At 69.1% G+C, this 16728-nt stretch carries 11 protein-coding genes; 2 read left to right on the top strand and 9 right to left on the bottom strand.

Annotated elements, in window-relative coordinates:
* Positions 1–4 precede the first annotated feature (4 nt).
* Positions 5–748, top strand: a complete 744-nt coding sequence (locus tag FJY74_04105) for a HesA/MoeB/ThiF family protein (GenBank protein MBM3307489.1) — start codon at positions 5–7, stop codon at positions 746–748.
* Positions 745–2586 (top strand): amino acid permease, encoded by a 1842-nt coding sequence (locus tag FJY74_04110; GenBank protein MBM3307490.1) that lies wholly within the window; start codon positions 745–747, stop codon positions 2584–2586. The genes FJY74_04105 and FJY74_04110 overlap by 4 nt, the downstream gene beginning before the upstream one ends.
* A 9-nt stretch (positions 2587–2595) precedes the next feature.
* On the opposite strand, the gene FJY74_04115 is transcribed toward FJY74_04110, so the two are convergent.
* The 9 genes from FJY74_04115 to FJY74_04155 form a co-directional block, all read right to left on the bottom strand.
* Positions 2596–3381 carry a hypothetical protein gene (locus tag FJY74_04115; GenBank protein MBM3307491.1) on the bottom strand — a complete coding sequence of 262 codons (786 nt, stop codon included), beginning with the start codon at positions 3379–3381 and terminating at the stop codon, positions 2596–2598.
* Between the two features lie 151 nt (positions 3382–3532).
* Positions 3533–3937, bottom strand: a complete 405-nt coding sequence (locus FJY74_04120; protein MBM3307492.1) for a hypothetical protein — start codon at positions 3935–3937, stop codon at positions 3533–3535.
* A gap of 12 nt (positions 3938–3949) precedes the next feature.
* Positions 3950–5248, bottom strand: a complete 1299-nt coding sequence (locus FJY74_04125) for a hypothetical protein (GenBank protein MBM3307493.1) — start codon at positions 5246–5248, stop codon at positions 3950–3952.
* A 188-nt stretch (positions 5249–5436) separates the two neighbouring features.
* On the bottom strand, positions 5437–6708 hold the full coding sequence (locus FJY74_04130) for a hypothetical protein (protein MBM3307494.1): 1272 nt from the start codon (positions 6706–6708) through the stop codon (positions 5437–5439).
* Positions 6709–7268: 560 nt separating this feature from the next.
* Positions 7269–10091: a T9SS type A sorting domain-containing protein gene (locus FJY74_04135; GenBank protein ID MBM3307495.1), complete on the bottom strand. Its 2823-nt coding sequence runs from the start codon at positions 10089–10091 to the stop codon at positions 7269–7271.
* A gap of 351 nt (positions 10092–10442) precedes the next feature.
* Entirely contained in the window at positions 10443–12779 is a 2337-nt protein-coding gene (locus tag FJY74_04140; protein MBM3307496.1) for a tetratricopeptide repeat protein, read from the bottom strand.
* 35 nt (positions 12780–12814) lie between these two features.
* Positions 12815–14161 (bottom strand): alkaline phosphatase family protein, encoded by a 1347-nt coding sequence (locus FJY74_04145; protein ID MBM3307497.1) that lies wholly within the window; start codon positions 14159–14161, stop codon positions 12815–12817.
* Positions 14158–15399: an alkaline phosphatase family protein gene (locus FJY74_04150; GenBank protein MBM3307498.1), complete on the bottom strand. Its 1242-nt coding sequence runs from the start codon at positions 15397–15399 to the stop codon at positions 14158–14160. Before FJY74_04150 ends, FJY74_04145 begins: the two co-directional genes overlap by 4 nt.
* A 31-nt stretch (positions 15400–15430) precedes the next feature.
* Positions 15431–16726 carry an alkaline phosphatase family protein gene (locus tag FJY74_04155; GenBank protein ID MBM3307499.1) on the bottom strand — a complete coding sequence of 432 codons (1296 nt, stop codon included), beginning with the start codon at positions 16724–16726 and terminating at the stop codon, positions 15431–15433.
* Positions 16727–16728 lie beyond the last annotated feature (2 nt).

Consider the following 16728-nt stretch of genomic DNA (forward strand, 5'->3'; position numbering starts at 1 on the left):
GCCCATGCCAGCTCTCGGGAACGGCATCGAGGAACGCTACTCGCGTCAGCTCGGCGTACCCGGCTGGGGCGCGGAGGGCCAGCGGCGCCTCGCGGCCGCGTGCGTGTTCGTCGCGGGGGCCGGCGGGCTCGGGTGCTCCGCGGCGGTGTACCTCGCCGCGGCAGGCGTCGGGCGGCTCACGGTCTGCGACGCCGACCGGATCGAGCCCTCCAACCTGAACAGGCAGTTCCTCTACACGCCGGCGGACGTCGGCAGCGAGAAGGCGACCGCCGCCGCGGAGCGGCTCCGCGCGATGAACCCCTCGATCGAGGTCGAGCCGGTCGTCGCCGAGATCAACGAGCGGACGGCGCGCGACCTCACCGGCGGCGCCACGCTGCTCCTCGACTGCCTCGACAACCTCGAGACGCGCTTCGTGCTCAACCGCTGCTCCATCGCCTCGGGCGTGCCGATGGTGCACGCGGCGGTCTCGGAGTTCACCGGCCACGTGGCGCTCCTGCACCCGCCGGCCACGCCGTGCCTCGAGTGCTTCTTCCCTCCCGCGCCGCCGCCGGTCGAGCCGGCCGTTCCCGGCGTCACGCCGGGCCTCGTGGGCGCGCTCGAGGCGGCAGAGGCCATCAAGTTCATCGTCGGCGTCGGCGAGCCGCTCGCCGGGCGCCTGCTGATCGTCGAGGCGCTCGAGCCGCGCTTCGATGTCGTGACGCTGGAGAGGGACCGCGACTGCCCCGCGTGCGGGAGGCTCTGCCGATGAAGCTCAGGAGGCGCCTCGGGCTCTCCGACGTGTTCAGCATCGCGACCGGGGCCATGATCAGCTCCGGCATCTTCGTGCTGCCCGGGCTCGCCCACGCGCGCGCCGGCCCCGCGGTCGCCCTCTCGTACCTCATCGCGGGTCTCTTCGCCTCCACCGGCCTCTTGAGCGTCGCCGAGCTCACGACGGCCATGCCCAAGGCGGGCGGCGACTACTTCTTCGTCTCGCGCGGGATGGGGCCGGCGGCCGGGACGGTCGCGGGCATCCTCACCTGGTTCGCGCTCTCACTCAAGGTCGCGTTCGCGCTCGTCGGCATGACGGTGTTCGCGCAGCTCGTGCTGCCCGCGGACCCGCACCTCGTGGGCGTCGCGTTCTGCCTGTTCTTCGTCGGCCTCAACGTGATCGGCGTCAAGGAGGCCGCGCGCCTTCAGGTGGTCCTCGTGGCGGCGCTGCTCGCGCTCATGGCCCTCTACATCGTGCGCGGCCTTCCGATGGTGGACGTGCAACGCTTCGAACCGTTCGCGCCGCACGGGGCGCGCGCGGTCTTCGCGACGGCCGGCCTCGTCTTCGTGTCGTACGGCGGGCTCCTCAAGGTCGCCAGCATCTCGGAGGAGGTGCGCGAGCCCGGGCGGCTGCTGCCGCTCGGGATGGTCCTCTCGTGGGTCGTCGCATGCCTCATGTACGTGCTCATCGTGTTCGTCACGAGCGGCGTGCTGGACGCGCACGTGCTCGACCGCTCCACGATGCCGATCTCGCTCGGCGCCGAGGCGATCATGGGGCGGCCGGGGATGATCGCCCTCAGCGTCGCGGCCATCCTGGCGTTCCTCACGACGGCGAACGGCGGCATCATGGCGGCCTCGCGGTACCTTCTCGCTCTGAGCCGCGACGGACTCATCCCGGAGCCGTTCGGCCGGATCGGACAGAGGTTCCGCACGCCGCACGTCGCCCTGCTTGTGACCGGGGCGCTCGTGCTCGCCGCGCTCTTCGTGAGACTGGAGGTCCTCGTCGGGGCGGCCTCCGCGGTGTTCATGTCGACGTACGTCCTCGCCAACCTCGCGGTGATCATCCTGAGAGAGAGCCGCCTGCAGAACTACCGGCCGAAGTTCCGGGCGCCGCTCTACCCGTGGGTCCAGATCGCGGGAATCGTGGGGATCCTCTTCGTGATCGTCGAGATGGGGGGCGGGGCGTTCCTGACGGTCGCGACGCTTGCGCTGCTGGGGTTCCTCGTGTACTGGCTCTACGGCAGGGCGCGCTCGGCCAGCGAGTCCGCGCTCCTGCATCTCGTGGAGAGGGTCACGGCGAAGGAACTGGTCACGGGGACGCTCGAGGAAGAGCTCAAGGAGATCATCCACGAGCGCGACGGGGTCCGCGAGGACCTCTTCGACGGGCTCGTGAAGCGCGGCCCCGTCGTGGACATGGAAGGCGCGATGTCCCACGGGGACTTCTTCGCGCTGGCCGCGGAGCGGCTCGGGCCTCGCGTCGGCGTCGAGCCTGGCGAGCTCCGCGAGCTGCTGCTCGCGCGCGAGCGGGAGACCAGCACCGTGCTTGCCCCGGGGCTCGCGATCCCGCACGTCGTCATCCCGGGCGCGGGGACCTTCGAGCTTCTCATGGCGAGGTCGCGCGCGGGCGTCGCCTTCCCCGGCGCGGGCGCGCCGGTCCACGCGGCCTTCGTGCTCGTCGGAACGCTCGACCAGCGCAACATGCACCTGCGCGCGCTGTCGGCGATCGCCCAGGTCGTGCAGGGCCGCGACTTCGAGAAGCGCTGGATGCGGGCGCGCGGCGAGCAGGCGCTCCGCGACGTGCTGCTGCTCGGCGAGCGCCGCAGGGTGCACGACGAGTGAGGGGGCGTGCTACTTGATGACGATGATCTTCCCCTCGACGTCGCCCAGCTCGCCCGCGTCAACGTCCCAGATGTACAGCCCCGGGGCAACCTCCTCGCCGCTGGAGTTCTTGAGATCCCAGGACTTCTGATCGCTGTCGGGGTCGTCGTGCACGAGCGTCCTGACGAGCGTGCCCGCCGTCGTGTAGATCCTGATGGTCGCCTTGGCGAGCTGTGGGGGGGGGCCGACTGGGGGAAGGCCGATGAACACGACCCGTCGCTCGCCGCCGTGCTCCCAGTCGGCGCTCGACCGGTACGGGTTCGGGATGACCCTGATCCGCGCGAGGTCCTCGGACTGCCCGTGGAGCGGATAGACGATGTCCGTCGTGTTGGCCCGCCGGCACGCATACTCGGCCGCCGTGTCCGGGTCGGTCCTCTTGAACGCCGTCACGGAGAACTGGTACGGGAACGCGTTCAGGACCTCCGCCGACGTGTACACACGGACGCTGTCGATGTAGAAGGGCTGGAAACTCCAGTAGCCGGTGGCCTCCGGGTTGGTCTCGCCCCACACGTAGGAGCGGTGGAGGGTCCACCGCTCCATCCAGACCTCTCGCACCCACACGCGGTATCCGCCGAAGTTCGGAATGTCGCGCTCGTCAACGCCCATGGTCCAGCCGATGGAGAACTGCTTGTACCCCATGTCCACGAACTTGACCCGCGGGCAGAGCGCCCCGGCCGCGGTCGCCAGTACGGCGACGAGCACAACCGCCACAGCGGGCGCGAGCGCCCGACGCAGTGCAGCATTCCTCACCGGCATGTGTCCTCCATGGGATCGGGAGAGGCGGGGTCGAACGGGCCCGGTTGCTTCCGTGAGATGCGACGCTACCACCCCGAACGCCCACCGTCAAGGGCTTTCCCGCGCGCCAGCGCCGCGCAGGCCCATCCTGTGGGGCTTCCGAGCGGTCCGGTCAGCGGCGCACGAGGGCTTCGAGCCCGGCCGAGATGGCGACGGTGACGAACGCGAGCGCGAAGACGACGAGCCCGAGCGCGGGCGCGTACTTGAGGAGCTGCCGATGGGATCGGGCAATGAGGACCTTGACCGCGAGGAGGGCCGCGCCGCCGAGCGCAAGCACGATGTGAAAGACGGCGCGGACGGAGATCTGGTCACCGGCGACGGCGAGGCGGTGCGCGCCGGCGACCACAAGAACGACCAGACAGAGCGCGAACGCGTAGCCCGCGATCCTGTGGATCACTCTGAGAGCGTCGGGTCCCAGGCGGCCCCGGCCGCTCCCGCCAAGGAGCCTCAGCGCGGACACGAGCGCGAACCAACCGAGCGCGAACAGCAGCACGGCGAACGGGACCTTGGCACCCATGAGACCTCCACGCTACTGGAACTGCGCCTTGATCCTGCCCCAGCTGCTCCGCTCGACCGGCGTGTGGAGGAAGCCAATGACCAGGATGTCGTCGAACACGATCCCGCAGCAGCCTCCGATGGTCGGCTGCGTGCCGTTGGAGTCGGTGAACATGGCGTGGCGGATCTGAACGCGCTGGACGTCCGGCTGCCATCCGGGGAGCGTGTCAAGACGAACGCCGCTGTTGTAGCTGCCGGACCAGCCGGAGCAGCCGCCGAAGTCGCCGTAGTTCGCCTTCAGCGTGTAGTAGTTCACCCCGTCGAAGGTCGCCCAGACGTACCAGTAGTCGCCGTCATACCCTGCGACCTCGAAGTGCGCCTTGCAGGACCACTTGACCCCTTCCCATGAGAAGGGCCCGTAGTAGACACCAATCCACGGCGAGTCGAGCCAGTTCTGCATGAGCGGAGGAAGCCTGGTCGTGTCGGCCTCGTCCACGCACTGCCACGAGTGCGGCGTGCTCCAGGACGAGCAGAGATCGTACGCGATGTGCCAGTGGTCGCCCGCGGGCTCCGGTTGGCCGGGCGTGCACAGCCCGCCGCCCTCGCCGTCGTCGTAGAAGAACACGCTCCCGGAGTAGAGGTCGTACAGCTTGATGTTGTCCACCGCGCAGGCGCCGCCGACGGTGTTCCAGAGCCCGTCCCCGTCCGACCACGCGCCGTCCGATATGAACAGGAAGCGCCCCCGGAACGGGTTGTCGTAAGCTCCGATCAGGTAGCCGTAGTCGCCCAGGTCGTACCACGCCGCAGTACCGTCGAACGAGTCGAGCGTTGTCCACTCCCCCAGGCTCTCCGCCTGGATGTGCACGAAGTCGTACCCCGGCTCGGTGTCGTGGCGGAGACAGAACGTCCAGACCGGGCAGTCGCTCCGAGGCGGTCCTCCTGCGCCCGAAACGCCCGTGGACGACACGATGACGGGGGGAAGCTCCAGATACTCGAGCCAGTTGTTGCCGTAGCCCCCGTCGGCGTCGTAGTCGAATGTGCCGCACCACCAGCTCAGGCCCGTGCCTCCGCATGCCATGTACGTGTCCAGATGGAACCGTGGACCGCTGCCACCGGCGGTCCAGTCCCCGTGCGTCCAGCCGTTCACGCCGCTCTCAACGTCGTCGAAGAAGAACACCACATACGGCGGTCGGCTGTCCGTCGCGCAAAGCTCCGCACGAGGCGGCTCCTCCCCGCGTCCGAACCACTCCATCTCTTCGATGGGTCGAACCGCCGCCCATGTCGCCCCCGCCGCCAGCGCCAGCGCCGCAACCACGAGAGCACTCCGTCGCATGCGCACCTCCCGGGGCCCCGAGCGTCCCGCCCTCCGACGACCCCGTCCAGGCCCAGCCTGCGCCCGCCCCGCCGCGCGTGTCAAGCCCGACGGCTCCGCGGGCACCGCGCGCCCACAAGGCAAGGGGCCCGCCGATGCTCCGGCGGGCCCCTTCATGGGGAGAGGTGTAGTGCCAGAAGAACTCGACACTACCTGTACTGCGCCTTGATCCTGCCCCAGCTCTGCTCGCTCACAGGGTTCGGCGGCTCTTCCCAGGTGCCGCTCACCGTGAGGTCGTCGAAGCAGATCCCGATCGTGCCGCCGACCGACGGGATGTCCGTGCCGGCCGCATCCGTGTACATCGCGATCTCGATCTGGACCTGGCGGCCCTCCGGGTTGGCGGGCCAGCCCGCGAGCGTGTGCAGCGTCTTGCCGTTGTTGTAGCTGGTGGACCAGCCGGAGCATGCGCCGAAGTCGCCGTAGTTCGCCCACAGGGTGTAGTAGTCGATGCCGTTGAAGGTCGCCCACACGTACCAGTAGTCGCCGTAGTAGCCGGGGATCTCGAAGTGGCCCTTGGCCGAGAACTTCGCCTCCACGGCGTACGAGACGTCGATCCACGGCGAGTCGAGCCAGTTCTGCATGAGCGGCGGCAGGAAGGTCGTGTCCGCCGAGTTCACGCACTGCCAGGAGTGCGGACGGCTCCAGGACGAGCAGAGGTCGTAGCGGATGTGCCAGTAGTCGCCGGCCGCGCCTGCCTGGCCGGGGACGCACAGACCACCGCTCTCGACGTCGTCGTAGAAGTACACATCGCTGCCGTAGAAGTCGAACACCTTGATGTTGTCCACCGCGCACGCGCCGCCGACCGTCAGCCACAGACCGTCGGCATCCGACCACGCGCCGTCAGACGTGAACAGGAAGCGCCCCTGGAACGGCAGGTCGAGCGGATCCAGCGGGTTGTTGATCTCGTAGCCGTAGAGGCCGATGTCCACCCACGCGCCGTAACCGTCGAACGCCTCGAGCGTGACGTAGCTGCCGCCCTTCTTCGCCTGCACGTTGAAGTAGTCGTAGCCCGGCTCCGTGTCGTAGCGGTAGCAGAACGTCCACACGCCGTACGCCCCACCGGGGATCGCCGTCGCCGGCACGGTCAGGAACTCGAACCAGTTGTTGCCGTAGCCGCCGTCCGCGTCGTAGGCGAACGTGCCGCACCACCAGCTCGAGCCGGCGAACGCCATGTAGGTGTCGACGTGCCACTTCGGGCCGCCACCCACCGCCGTCCAGTCGCCGTGCGTCCAGCCGTTCACGCCGCTCTCGACATCATCAAAGAAGAACGTCTTGGGGATCACATCGCGGCTCGGGGACCACTCCGCCGGCGGCGGCGCGTCGTTGCGGCCGAAGTACTGCACATCCTCGGCCGGGCGCTTCGCGCCGGCGACGCCGGCCGCCAGTGCCAGGACGACCAAGCCAATCAGAAGCCTCTTCATCGCTTTCCTCCCTCGAGAGGTACTGCGCCTTGATCACACCTGCAGGTCTCACCTTCGCCGCGGTCTTCACCGCGGCCCCGCGCCTGACCCCGCGCCCGCGCACTCGCGCGATCCGGAGGGCCGGCGCTACCGTGCTACATAGGCACCCCTCCCCTGGGTTGCACCTATCGCCGCTGCTGCCAACACCCTCATCTCTGTGTTGCCGGGGAACACCACGGCCCAGCTCCCCAACCAAGAGAGAGTATACAACCGTCTTGCGTGGTTTGTCAAGAGCTGCTTGGCGCGGCCCCGCAGCCCACGGGGCCAGCCACGCCGACACGAGCGGTATGCCGTAGCAGGATTCGGGCCGGAACGAGGGCGACAACCCGACTTGTGCTCACTTGGCTCGTCGCCCGTGCCACTCAGCCCAGCCGCTGGGGCTGTCCACGCTCCTCCGCCCCTCCGTGGATGCCGCCGGGCCCCCACGCGGTCGCCGACCGAGGCCGGCTACTTCCTGGCCTGAAAGAGAGAGAGGGGGCCTCCGAGGGCCCCCTCCCCTTGGGACTCTGTCCCGGTACAACCTACTTCAGCATGACCATCTTCTCGGTCTGGGTGTAGCCCGGCGCGTTCAAGCGGTAGAAGTACACGCCGCTCGCGCACTTCGCACCGACGTCGTCCGTGCCGTCCCACACCACGAAGTCCTGCGTCCCTGCCGCCACCTCGGTGTCCAGAAGCGTCCGCACGACCCTGCCGGCGATGTTGTAGATCTCGATCCTCACCGGACCGGCCTCACGGATGCTGTACGCGATCTTCGTCACCGGGTTGAACGGGTTCGGGTACGCCTGCGACAGCTCGTTCCTCAGACCACCCTCCACTCCCGTCGGGTTCTGCGTCGGGTTCTTCTGGAAGTAGAGCATGATGTTCTTGATCAGGTTCGCGCGGTCCCTGATGCCGGTCTTGAAGTGACCGGCCGGGGTGTAGTTCGAACCGCCGCACACCTGGCCGTCCATCACGTAGCAGATGTCGAAGCCGAGGTTGACTGTCTGGTACCCGAGCGTCGGGTGCGTGTACGCGCAACCCGACGGCAGACGCGTCGTGCAGTCGGCCTTGATGTAGTCCGCGACGACCTCTGCGCCCGCCACGCCGGGCATGGCGTCAACCACGTCGAAGTAGTGCAGGATCGGGCACGCGCCGGCGAGGATCGCCTGGCCGTCCGTCCCCAGCACCGGGTCCACCGTCATGAAGTTCCAGCCGCCCGCCTTATCAATGAGGCCGGGCACGCTGTCCACGTTCACCGGACCGATGAAGTCCTGCACGTAGTCGCTGGCAAGCCACGTCTCGTAGAAGCCCAGGGTCTCCTTGCCGGTCGCCATGAGCTCCATGCCCACGTCGTTGCCGGAGATGAGCAGGTTCCTGTCCTTCGTCGGGCTCGCGACGCTCAGCCAGTCGATCAGCCGCTTCTGGTCCACACGCTTGATGGTGAACGCGTCGAAGTCCGCGAACCACCAGATCTGCGTGTTGTAGTACTTGTACATGGACGAGTCGGGACCGTTCGACTGCACCGTCGTGCCCGACGGCACCTCGACGTCGTACACGTCGTACTCGTACCCGAGGATCCCCAGCGCCTCGCGGTAGTAGTACTCGGAGGTGCGGTAGTAGCGGCGGCGGTACTCACCCGGCACCCTGCGGCCGTGCTTGTCGACCAGGAGGATGTCGTTGTACGTGGCCGGCAGCCTGCTGGGCAGGAGCTTGTAGGTGTAGTAGCTGTCGGGCGCGGTCGACGGCAGCTTCGAGACCGTCCCCACGCCGTCCGTGGCCGAGTAGTAGTAGCGGATGTTCGCGCCAGGGACCGTGATGGACGCGGGGGCCTTGATGCCCCACCAGTTCCCCTCGGGCGTCTCGCGGTTCATGTTGAACGTCTGCCACGTCTGCCCGGCGTTGTTCGAGGCGATGAGCCGCACGGACAGGATGCCGTCCGGGTCCTTCACCTCGATGCGCGCCGAGTCGAGCAGCGCCTGCGACAGCTGGTCGTTGCACCAGTCGTTGAAGCTGTACCAGGTGTCGCGGTTGTACGTCGTCACGACCGCGCCGGTCGGCTCGCCGACCTTCTGCTTGGCGAGGAAGATGCCGCCCATGTGGGGCACGGTCGGGGTGCTGTCGTTCGCGAGCTCCCAGCGGATCGCCAGGTAGTTGTGGCCCGAGAAGGCGTCCCAGTTGTCGTTCCAGGTGCCCCAGAACGGACCGCCGTACCATCCGCCGGGCGACTCGTCCTGGAACGCATCCATCCTCTGGACACAGTCGGGCTGATCGTCCGCAGCCAGGTTGAGGTCGAAGCGGTCGCCCGACTCGTACGGCAGGTCAACCCACATCGTCCACCGGCTCGCGATCTTGGTCACGCCCGCGGTATTGATCGGCGGGCTGACCAGATACGTCCACTGGTCGTCGACCATCCTGGACTCGACGGGCTCGACCGCGGCCCACATCCAGCCGGTGCCCGCGCCGCAGGTGAAGTCCCTGTTCGTCCAGAAGTCCGTCCCGTAGATGCCGCGCCAGAACACGACGCCGGTCTGGCCCTCGGCCTCGATGTTCGGATGCTGCCAGGTACCCTCGCCGCTCTCGCAGTTGTCCGACCAGATCGTGGCGCCGTTCACCTTGAACTTGAAGTTGTCCAGCTGCCACGCGCCGTCCTTATACGAGTTCTGCGGCGGGTTGTTGTACTGGTCCTGCGAGGAGTTCTGGTAGCTCGACTGCATCCTGAACCGGACCGCGAGGTTCGGGCTGTAGTACGAGCTCAGGTCAATGACCTTCTCGCCGTTCGCCGCCCAGTTCTGCGACGTGCCCGGCTTGCCCGCGAAGCCCGGATTCGTGTAGAACGCGACCGTCGTGTCCCAGTCCGCGACGCCTCCCACGATCGTGCCCACGTCCACGTAGCCGTAGTCGTAGGCCCTCTCGAGGGCGTAGCGCTGGTTGAACGTGAGCTGGATGAGGGCGCCGTTGCTCACGCCCACCATCTGCGGCGTGAAGTCGCGCCACAGATACTGTGTCCACAGGTTGCCGTAGCCGCGCGGCTGCAGCCAGCAGACGTCGTACTTGCCGCACCACCACGCCCAGTCGCCGAGGACGTCCACACTGTTGACGATCCAGTTCGTCCGGATCGTGTCCAGGTGCCAGTAGTTCGTCTCGGCAACCTGGCCGCTGACGTCCACCGACCACCAGGCGTTGTCGCCCGTGGTGTTGTTGAAGTCGGCCACGAAGAACCAGATGGTGTCCGCCCGCTCGTGCTCGAACTCCCGGGCGGCCGGGAAGAAGCTGTCCGGCAGAGGCACAGGGCTCACCTTGAGCATATTGGGGCCCGCGAGGGCTCCCGACGCGCACAGGGCCAGCAGCGTGCCAACCGCCAGCAAGGCCAAGGCTGTTCTCCGCATGTCTTCAGTCCCCCCTCACTCGTGTGATCCTGCTCATCGCCAGTCCAGAATGCGCGGCCGCCGGCCCGCCTCTGCGGGAGCAGTCAGCGCGACCGACCGGCCCACGCGGCCTAGTGGAACAGCATGAGCCAGCACTTCAAGCGCAATCCCAGCTTCCCAGCACGTTGCCAATGATCACCACACCGCCAGAAAACGCACCACACCGTCCGCAAAACCAAGTGATCTTGCACGGCGGCGATGGACGAGTGCGCAGGGGCGCCTTCGCCTATTTCCCGACTCGGGCAAGAGTATAGCACCGGCGGCGGGAGCCTGTCAACCGCGTTTCTCGGGTCAGTCCAGCCCGGCACCCACCCCGCGGACATACTCCTCCATCGACGGGATCGGCTCTCCCCCCAGGGCGAGGTATCGACGGTAGTGGTAGGTCGCGCGGTTGGGGTCTGTCGTGTGGAACCTGTGGGTGATCGCGAGGTTGAGGTGGGCCGGGGCGAAGTCCGGGGAGATCCTGGTCTCCGCCTCATACTCACGAATGGCCTCGTCGTGCCGGCCGAGCTCGCTCAGGAGCACGCCCATGGCGAAGTGACCCTGGGGCAGGGTCGGGTCCAGCTCGAGCGCCCGCGACATCGAGGCCAACGCCTGGTCGGCGAACCCCATGTCCCTCAGGAGCGCCGCGAGTCTGCGGAGCGGCTCGCCTGACGCAGGCGCGAGCGACACGGCGCGTTCGAGGGCCCTCCTGGCCTCGGCGGCCCTCCCGGCGCGACCCAACGAGTCCGCTCTCGCGATGGCCGCCTCCGCCGCGGGGGGGACAGGCTGTCCCGTCCTCTCGTGCAGGAGCCCCAGGTGGAACGCGATCTCCGCAGCTTCCGTCCCGCCCGTGTCACATCGGGACGCAGCGCTCAGCGCGGCGATCGCTTCCTCCCGAAGGCCGAGGCGCCCCAGGACAATGCCTCGCTGCTTGAGCCCAGCCGCGCTGCGCGGATTCGCTGCCAGCAGGGTGTCGAGCTCCGCCAGGGCGGCATCGAGCTCGCCGCCGGCCGCGAGCGCCATCGCCAGGTTCAGCCGCGCGGCCTCGAGCCCCGGGTCGAGCGCGAGCGCGCGCCGGAAGGACGCGGACGCGGCGTCCGTTCGACCCTGCTCAGCCAAGAGCGCGCCCAGGTTCAGATGGCTCTGTGGATAGGCCGGGTCGATCGCGATGGACCTCCGATACTCCGAGATGGCCTCCTCGATGAGCCCGCGGTCGCCGAGGATGATCCCGATCCGGAAGTGGGACTGCGCGAAGGCCTTGCCGTGGTTGACGCCCCACAGATTGGCGTTCACGAGCACCCCGAGCGCGGCGACCGCGATCGCAGGCCCGATGAGCGACCGCCAGCGGCGGGCACGCGCCCGGTCCACGATCTCGAAGCCCGCGTGGCACGCGCAGACGATGAGCGGGGGAACGACCGGAAGCCGGTAGCGGGCGACCACGAAGAAGGCGATCACGGAGGCCAGGTACGCCGTCGCCCAGAGAGCGAGCAGCGAGGGGAGGCGCCGTCTGAACGCGAAGGCAAGCCCGAGGAGCCCGAGGGGACCGACCACGGCGAACCCTGGGAGCGGCAGCGAGAGGAGGCGCGAGTACCGCTTCTGGAAGTAGTAGTTCTCGAGTTGGGGGATCTCGTACGAGCTGAGCGCGAACGACGCCTTCCTGACGACAAGACCGAGCCATCGCCCCGGGTTCGCAGCGATGAAGCGCGCCGCGCGGCGGTACCAGTACGCGGAGACCTCGGACGGTCTGAGCTCTCGCCCTTCGGCCCGCTCCGCGATCGCCTTCCCGGCGGGGTCGGCGGTGATGTCCACTCCCTCGGGCCGCACGTAGCCGCCGCTCGCGATCTCGCTGTTCCCGATGTAGAAGTTGATCCCGCCGTTGGAGGTGATCCCCACGAAGTCGCGCGCGACGACGAAGTTCCGCACGGTCACCGGCGCGACGACGAGCGCGGCCCCGAGAACCACGAGCGCCGCCGCGGACCGCCCCCTCATCGCCGTCGTCCCGCCCGCCCGCCGTCCGCGAACGAGCCACGCGGCGACCACCGGAAGGAGCACGAGGGCCGCCGCCCTCCCGACCGACGCGGCGCCCAGGGCGATCCCCGCGGAGAGAAGGAGCGCCCGCGGCCGTTCCCGGGTCTCGGCGGCGAGAACGAGATAGAGGGACAGCGTAATCAGGAGGACGAGCAGCGGCTCGAGGACGATCGCGCCGTCGTAGAAGATCGCGGCGCCATAGCACGCCGCCACGAAGCCCGCCGCGACGCCGACGCGGCGACTGAACGCCGTCCGACCGATGGCGCAGGTGAGCGCGGCCGAGAGCGCGCCGAGGCCCGCCTGGACAACGCGCACGAGGAAGAGGTCGCGCCCGAACAGCCAGTAAACGCCCGCGAGGAGATACGGGTACAGGGGCGTCACGAAGAACGCCTCGGGGTTCCCCTTCCCGTCGAGGATGTTCTTGGCCCACTGATCGTAGAACTTGGCGTCGAGACCGAGCGTGTGGAAGAACGGGGTGTGGCGGACCTCCACGACGTAGATGAGGCGCAGGGCGAACGCGGCGACGAAGACGGCCAGCGGCCAGAACCACCCGCTTCTCAGCGCTCGCCGCAGCGCGGCCGGCACGCCCGGGCCGCCCGCCGTCGCGTCCGTCGCCATGGTCGCCGCCTTCTCATCCGCTCGCGGCACGCAGGTCACTCGATGTAGCCCAGCGTCCGCAGCATCTCTTTGATCTCATCGTCCACCGGGGACGGGATGGGCTCAGCGTCGCCGTGCCGGGCAGCCCCCTCGTGCGTGGCGACGAACGCGATCGGGCGCTCCGCACGCGCCTCTTTCGTCAGGGCCTCGACGAGCGCGCGTCCGTCCATGTCCCGCCCAAGGGGGATGCCCAGGATCGCGAGGACCGTCGGCGTGACGTCGAGGACGGTCGCGCCCTCGATGGCCGCGCCGGCGCGCACGCCCGGGCCGGCCATCACGATGATGCCGCCCTCGCGGTGCATCGCCGTCCCAAGCCGCGGCTCGCCTCCGCCGTCGCGCGCCCCGTGGCCCTCGAAGCCGTGGTCGGAGCACACGATGAGAACGGCGCCCTCCGCGGCCTTCGCGATCTCCCCGACGAACGAGTCGGCCAGAGCGTAGTAGCGCTCGATGACGGGGCCGAGCGTCTCGACCTCTGGCGCGGAGACGCCGTCGGGCCACTGCTCGGGGGCCCGATGCCGCCAGAACATGTGGCACGCAAGGTCGAGGCCCCTGAAGTACACGCCGGCCAGGTCCGTGGGCACGGACCCCAGAAGCGTCTTCGCCACCTCGAGCGTCGTGAGGTCGGAGGCAAGGAAGCGCCTGAGGTCGTCAACGCCCTTGGCAACCTCCGGGCGTGAGAGGTGACGGTCCGTTCCGAGGAAGCGGAGAACCAGATCATCCGGCACATCCTCCTGCCGAACGAGAAGGTCCGAGAGGGCAGGGAAGAGCTCGGGTGGGTGCACCGCGGTCTGCGGATCGTCCCACGGTCTCAGCATGCCCGCGCGTTCGTCGCGTCGGGCGAGCTCCTCGAACAGCGAGGACACCATGTAGCCGTTCACCGGCTCGGGCGGCCAGGTGACCAGCCAGGCCACGAAGCCGACGGTCAGACCCCGCTCGCCGGCGACCTGCCAGAGGGCCTTCGCCTGCCGCATGTTGCTCGTGGTGGGCGACGACATGCCCGCGCGCTTCCGCTCGCCCAGGAAGTCCTTGATCCCGTGCTTCTCCTCGAGCTTCCCGGTGGCGATCGTCGTCCAGATGCTCGGGGAGATGTAGGGCGGGATGGAGCGGAGCATCCCGGACGCCCCGCCGTTGATCATGCGCCCGAGGTTGGGCATGCGCCCGGCCGCGACGGCCGCCTGCATGATCTCCCAGTCAACGCCGTCGATGCCGAGGACGACGACCCTCGGCGCCGCGGGTGGCGCCTTCGGCGCCCGCCCCCGCGCGGCGAACCAGACGGCGGCCGCCGCCACGACTGCGACCGCCACGACAGCAAGGACGCCCCGCGCGATGCGTCGCGAGGTCACGGCCGCATCACCTCCTCGAGCACGCGCCCGTCGAGCCCCGCCGGGACCTGCATGCCGGCCGCGCGCATGATCGTCGGCGCCACGTCGAAGAGCGCGGCCTTCTCCGCGCGCGCCCCCGCCGCCACGCACGGGCCTCTGAGCAGGAGAACGCCCGATTCGCTGTGCATCTCCCTGCCGATCTTCGGGTTCCCGCTCGAGTCAAGCTCGAGGCCGGAATACCCATGGTCGGCGATGACGGCGATGGTGCCTTCCTCCGCCGCAAGGGCCACAAGATGCCCGAGGATCTCGTCGACGTACTCGTAGTACTCCGCGGTGGTCCCGCGAAGCGCCTCGGCCATCTGCCGGAATCTGAGATAGGCCGCCGCGTCGGCCATGAGCGTCGGGGAGGGCTTCGGATCCCTGTAGACCCAGAACCGCTGTGACACGGCGTCGAGCCCCGGGAGGCTCACGAAGACCGCGGTCGCGCCGTGCCGCGCCACGGCGGCTCGCGCGAGCGTCAGCATGGTCGTGTCGCCCGCGCAGGAACCGGTGAGCACCTCGATGTTGTGGCCCGTCAGCGCCTCGAGCCCCATGGCGGACGCCATGTCGACGAAGCGCGCCAGCGAGATCCTCCGGTACGAGTCCCCGGCGCGGACCAGCGAGTCCACCGCCGCGTAGGCGTCCGGCGGATGCACGGCGTCCTCAGGGCGTCCGCGGCGCGTGCGCTCGAGGACGTACGTGGCGTAGGGGCCGACCATGAGGCCGTTCACCTGTTCCACCGGCCACGTGCCCGGCCACCCGAGGACCGCCACGGTCACGCCTGCCTTGGAGAGCAGCGTCCACGCCGTGTCCACCGTGCGCGACGACGGCCGAAGAGGCAGCGCGACCATGGCGCCCTTCGGCGACGGCACCTTCCCCCCGATGCCCTGCCGCTCCGGCGTCACGCCGGTCACGAGCGACGTCCAGGCGATCCTCGGGTCCGTGTTCCGCCCGAGCGACGGAAACCGCGCGTACGCGCCTTCGGCGAGCAGCCTCGAGAGGTTCGGAAGCCGGCCCTCGCGGACGAGCGGCTCGAAAACGGACGGCTCGAGACCCTCGATCCCCACCACGAGCAGGGCGACTTTCCCCTCCGCCTCCGCCTCCGGCGCGTGAACACGGCCCGCCGGCCGCGCCGCCCCCCTCCACTTCACCACGCCGACGATGACCGCCGCCGCGATGACGCACACGGTGACCAACGCCAGGGTCTTTTCCAGCTTCATGCGCGCGCCTCCGAAGGCACTGGTGCCACGGTCACTCGATGTACCCGAGCGCCCGCATCCGCTCTCTGATCTCGTCGTCCACGGGCGACTCGATGGGTTCGGCGCTGTGGCCGCGCTGCACGACCTCCTCGTATGAGGGGATCGTGCGCACGGGATGGTCCTTCAGGAACCGGGGCTCGATGGCCTCTTCGAGCACCCGCCCGTCCATGTCCTTCCCCACCGGGAGGCCCCACAGGGCCAGCACCGTCGGCGTGACGTCGAGCACGCTCACGTCGGCGATCTCGCGCCCGCGGACGATGTCCTTGCCCCAGAGCACGATGAAGCCCGTCGGATCGTGGTCGCCGATGCCCGCGCGGGACTGCCCGGGCACGATCCTCGGCCCGTGGAACCCGTGGTCGGACGTCACAATGACGGTCGTGTTGTCATCGGCGAGCCTGAGGAACTCCCCGAGGATGCGGTCCGTGTACTCGTAGTACTTCGGGATCACCTCGCCCAGTGCGTCCACCTCCCACTCCGGGATCGACGCCGGCCGCGAGTCCGGGAAGTGGTGCACCCAGAACGTGTGGCACGGCCCGTCCACGCTGCGGAAGTAGATCGCGAGGAGGTCCGTCGGCATCTTGGAAGCGAGGTCGAGACCGACGGCCCTCGTGGTCTCATCGCTCGCGAGAAACCCGGCGAGCGTCTCAAGCCGCTTCCGCGGGTCGTCGACGCGCATCGCGCTCCGCTTGACGAACTCGTCCATCAGCCCGTCCGGCACGTCGCCTGCGCGCATCCGCAGCGGCTCGAGCGCGCTCTTGAGTTCCTCCGGGTAGGTCACCTGCTGCGGCCGCGGCGAGTTGCCGTCCCACCCGAAGCTGAAGTTGGAGGTGACCATGTAGCCCCTGATGGGTTCGGCCGGCCACGTGACGAGCCAGCCGATGACGCCGGAGGTCTTGCCCTCGTGCCCGAGGATGTCCCAGAGCGCCGCGACCCGCCGCACGTTCTGCGACGTCGGGACCTGCGCGGCGCCCCCCTTCCTCGGCTTCACGAACCCCGTGACGCCGTGCTTCTCGGGGAGCGTGCCCGTCGCGATGCTCGTCCAGATGACGGGCGACTCGAGGATCTCGAGCGACCGGATCTCTCCCCACGCCCCCTCGTGCATGAGGCGCGCGAAGTTCGGGAGACGCCCGGCCTCGAGCATCGGCCCCATCACGTCGTACTCCATCCCGTCGAAGCCGATGATCATGACGCGCCGCTCCACCGGTCCCGCCGGGCGCTTCGCGCAGGACGGAAGCACCACGGCCGCCGCGGCGAGCGCCGCCATCAGCGCGACCGCTCTCCTCGTCATCG

This window comes from Candidatus Effluviviaceae Genus I sp., assembly GCA_016867725.1.
GTDB lineage: Bacteria > Joyebacterota > Joyebacteria > Joyebacterales > Joyebacteraceae > VGIX01.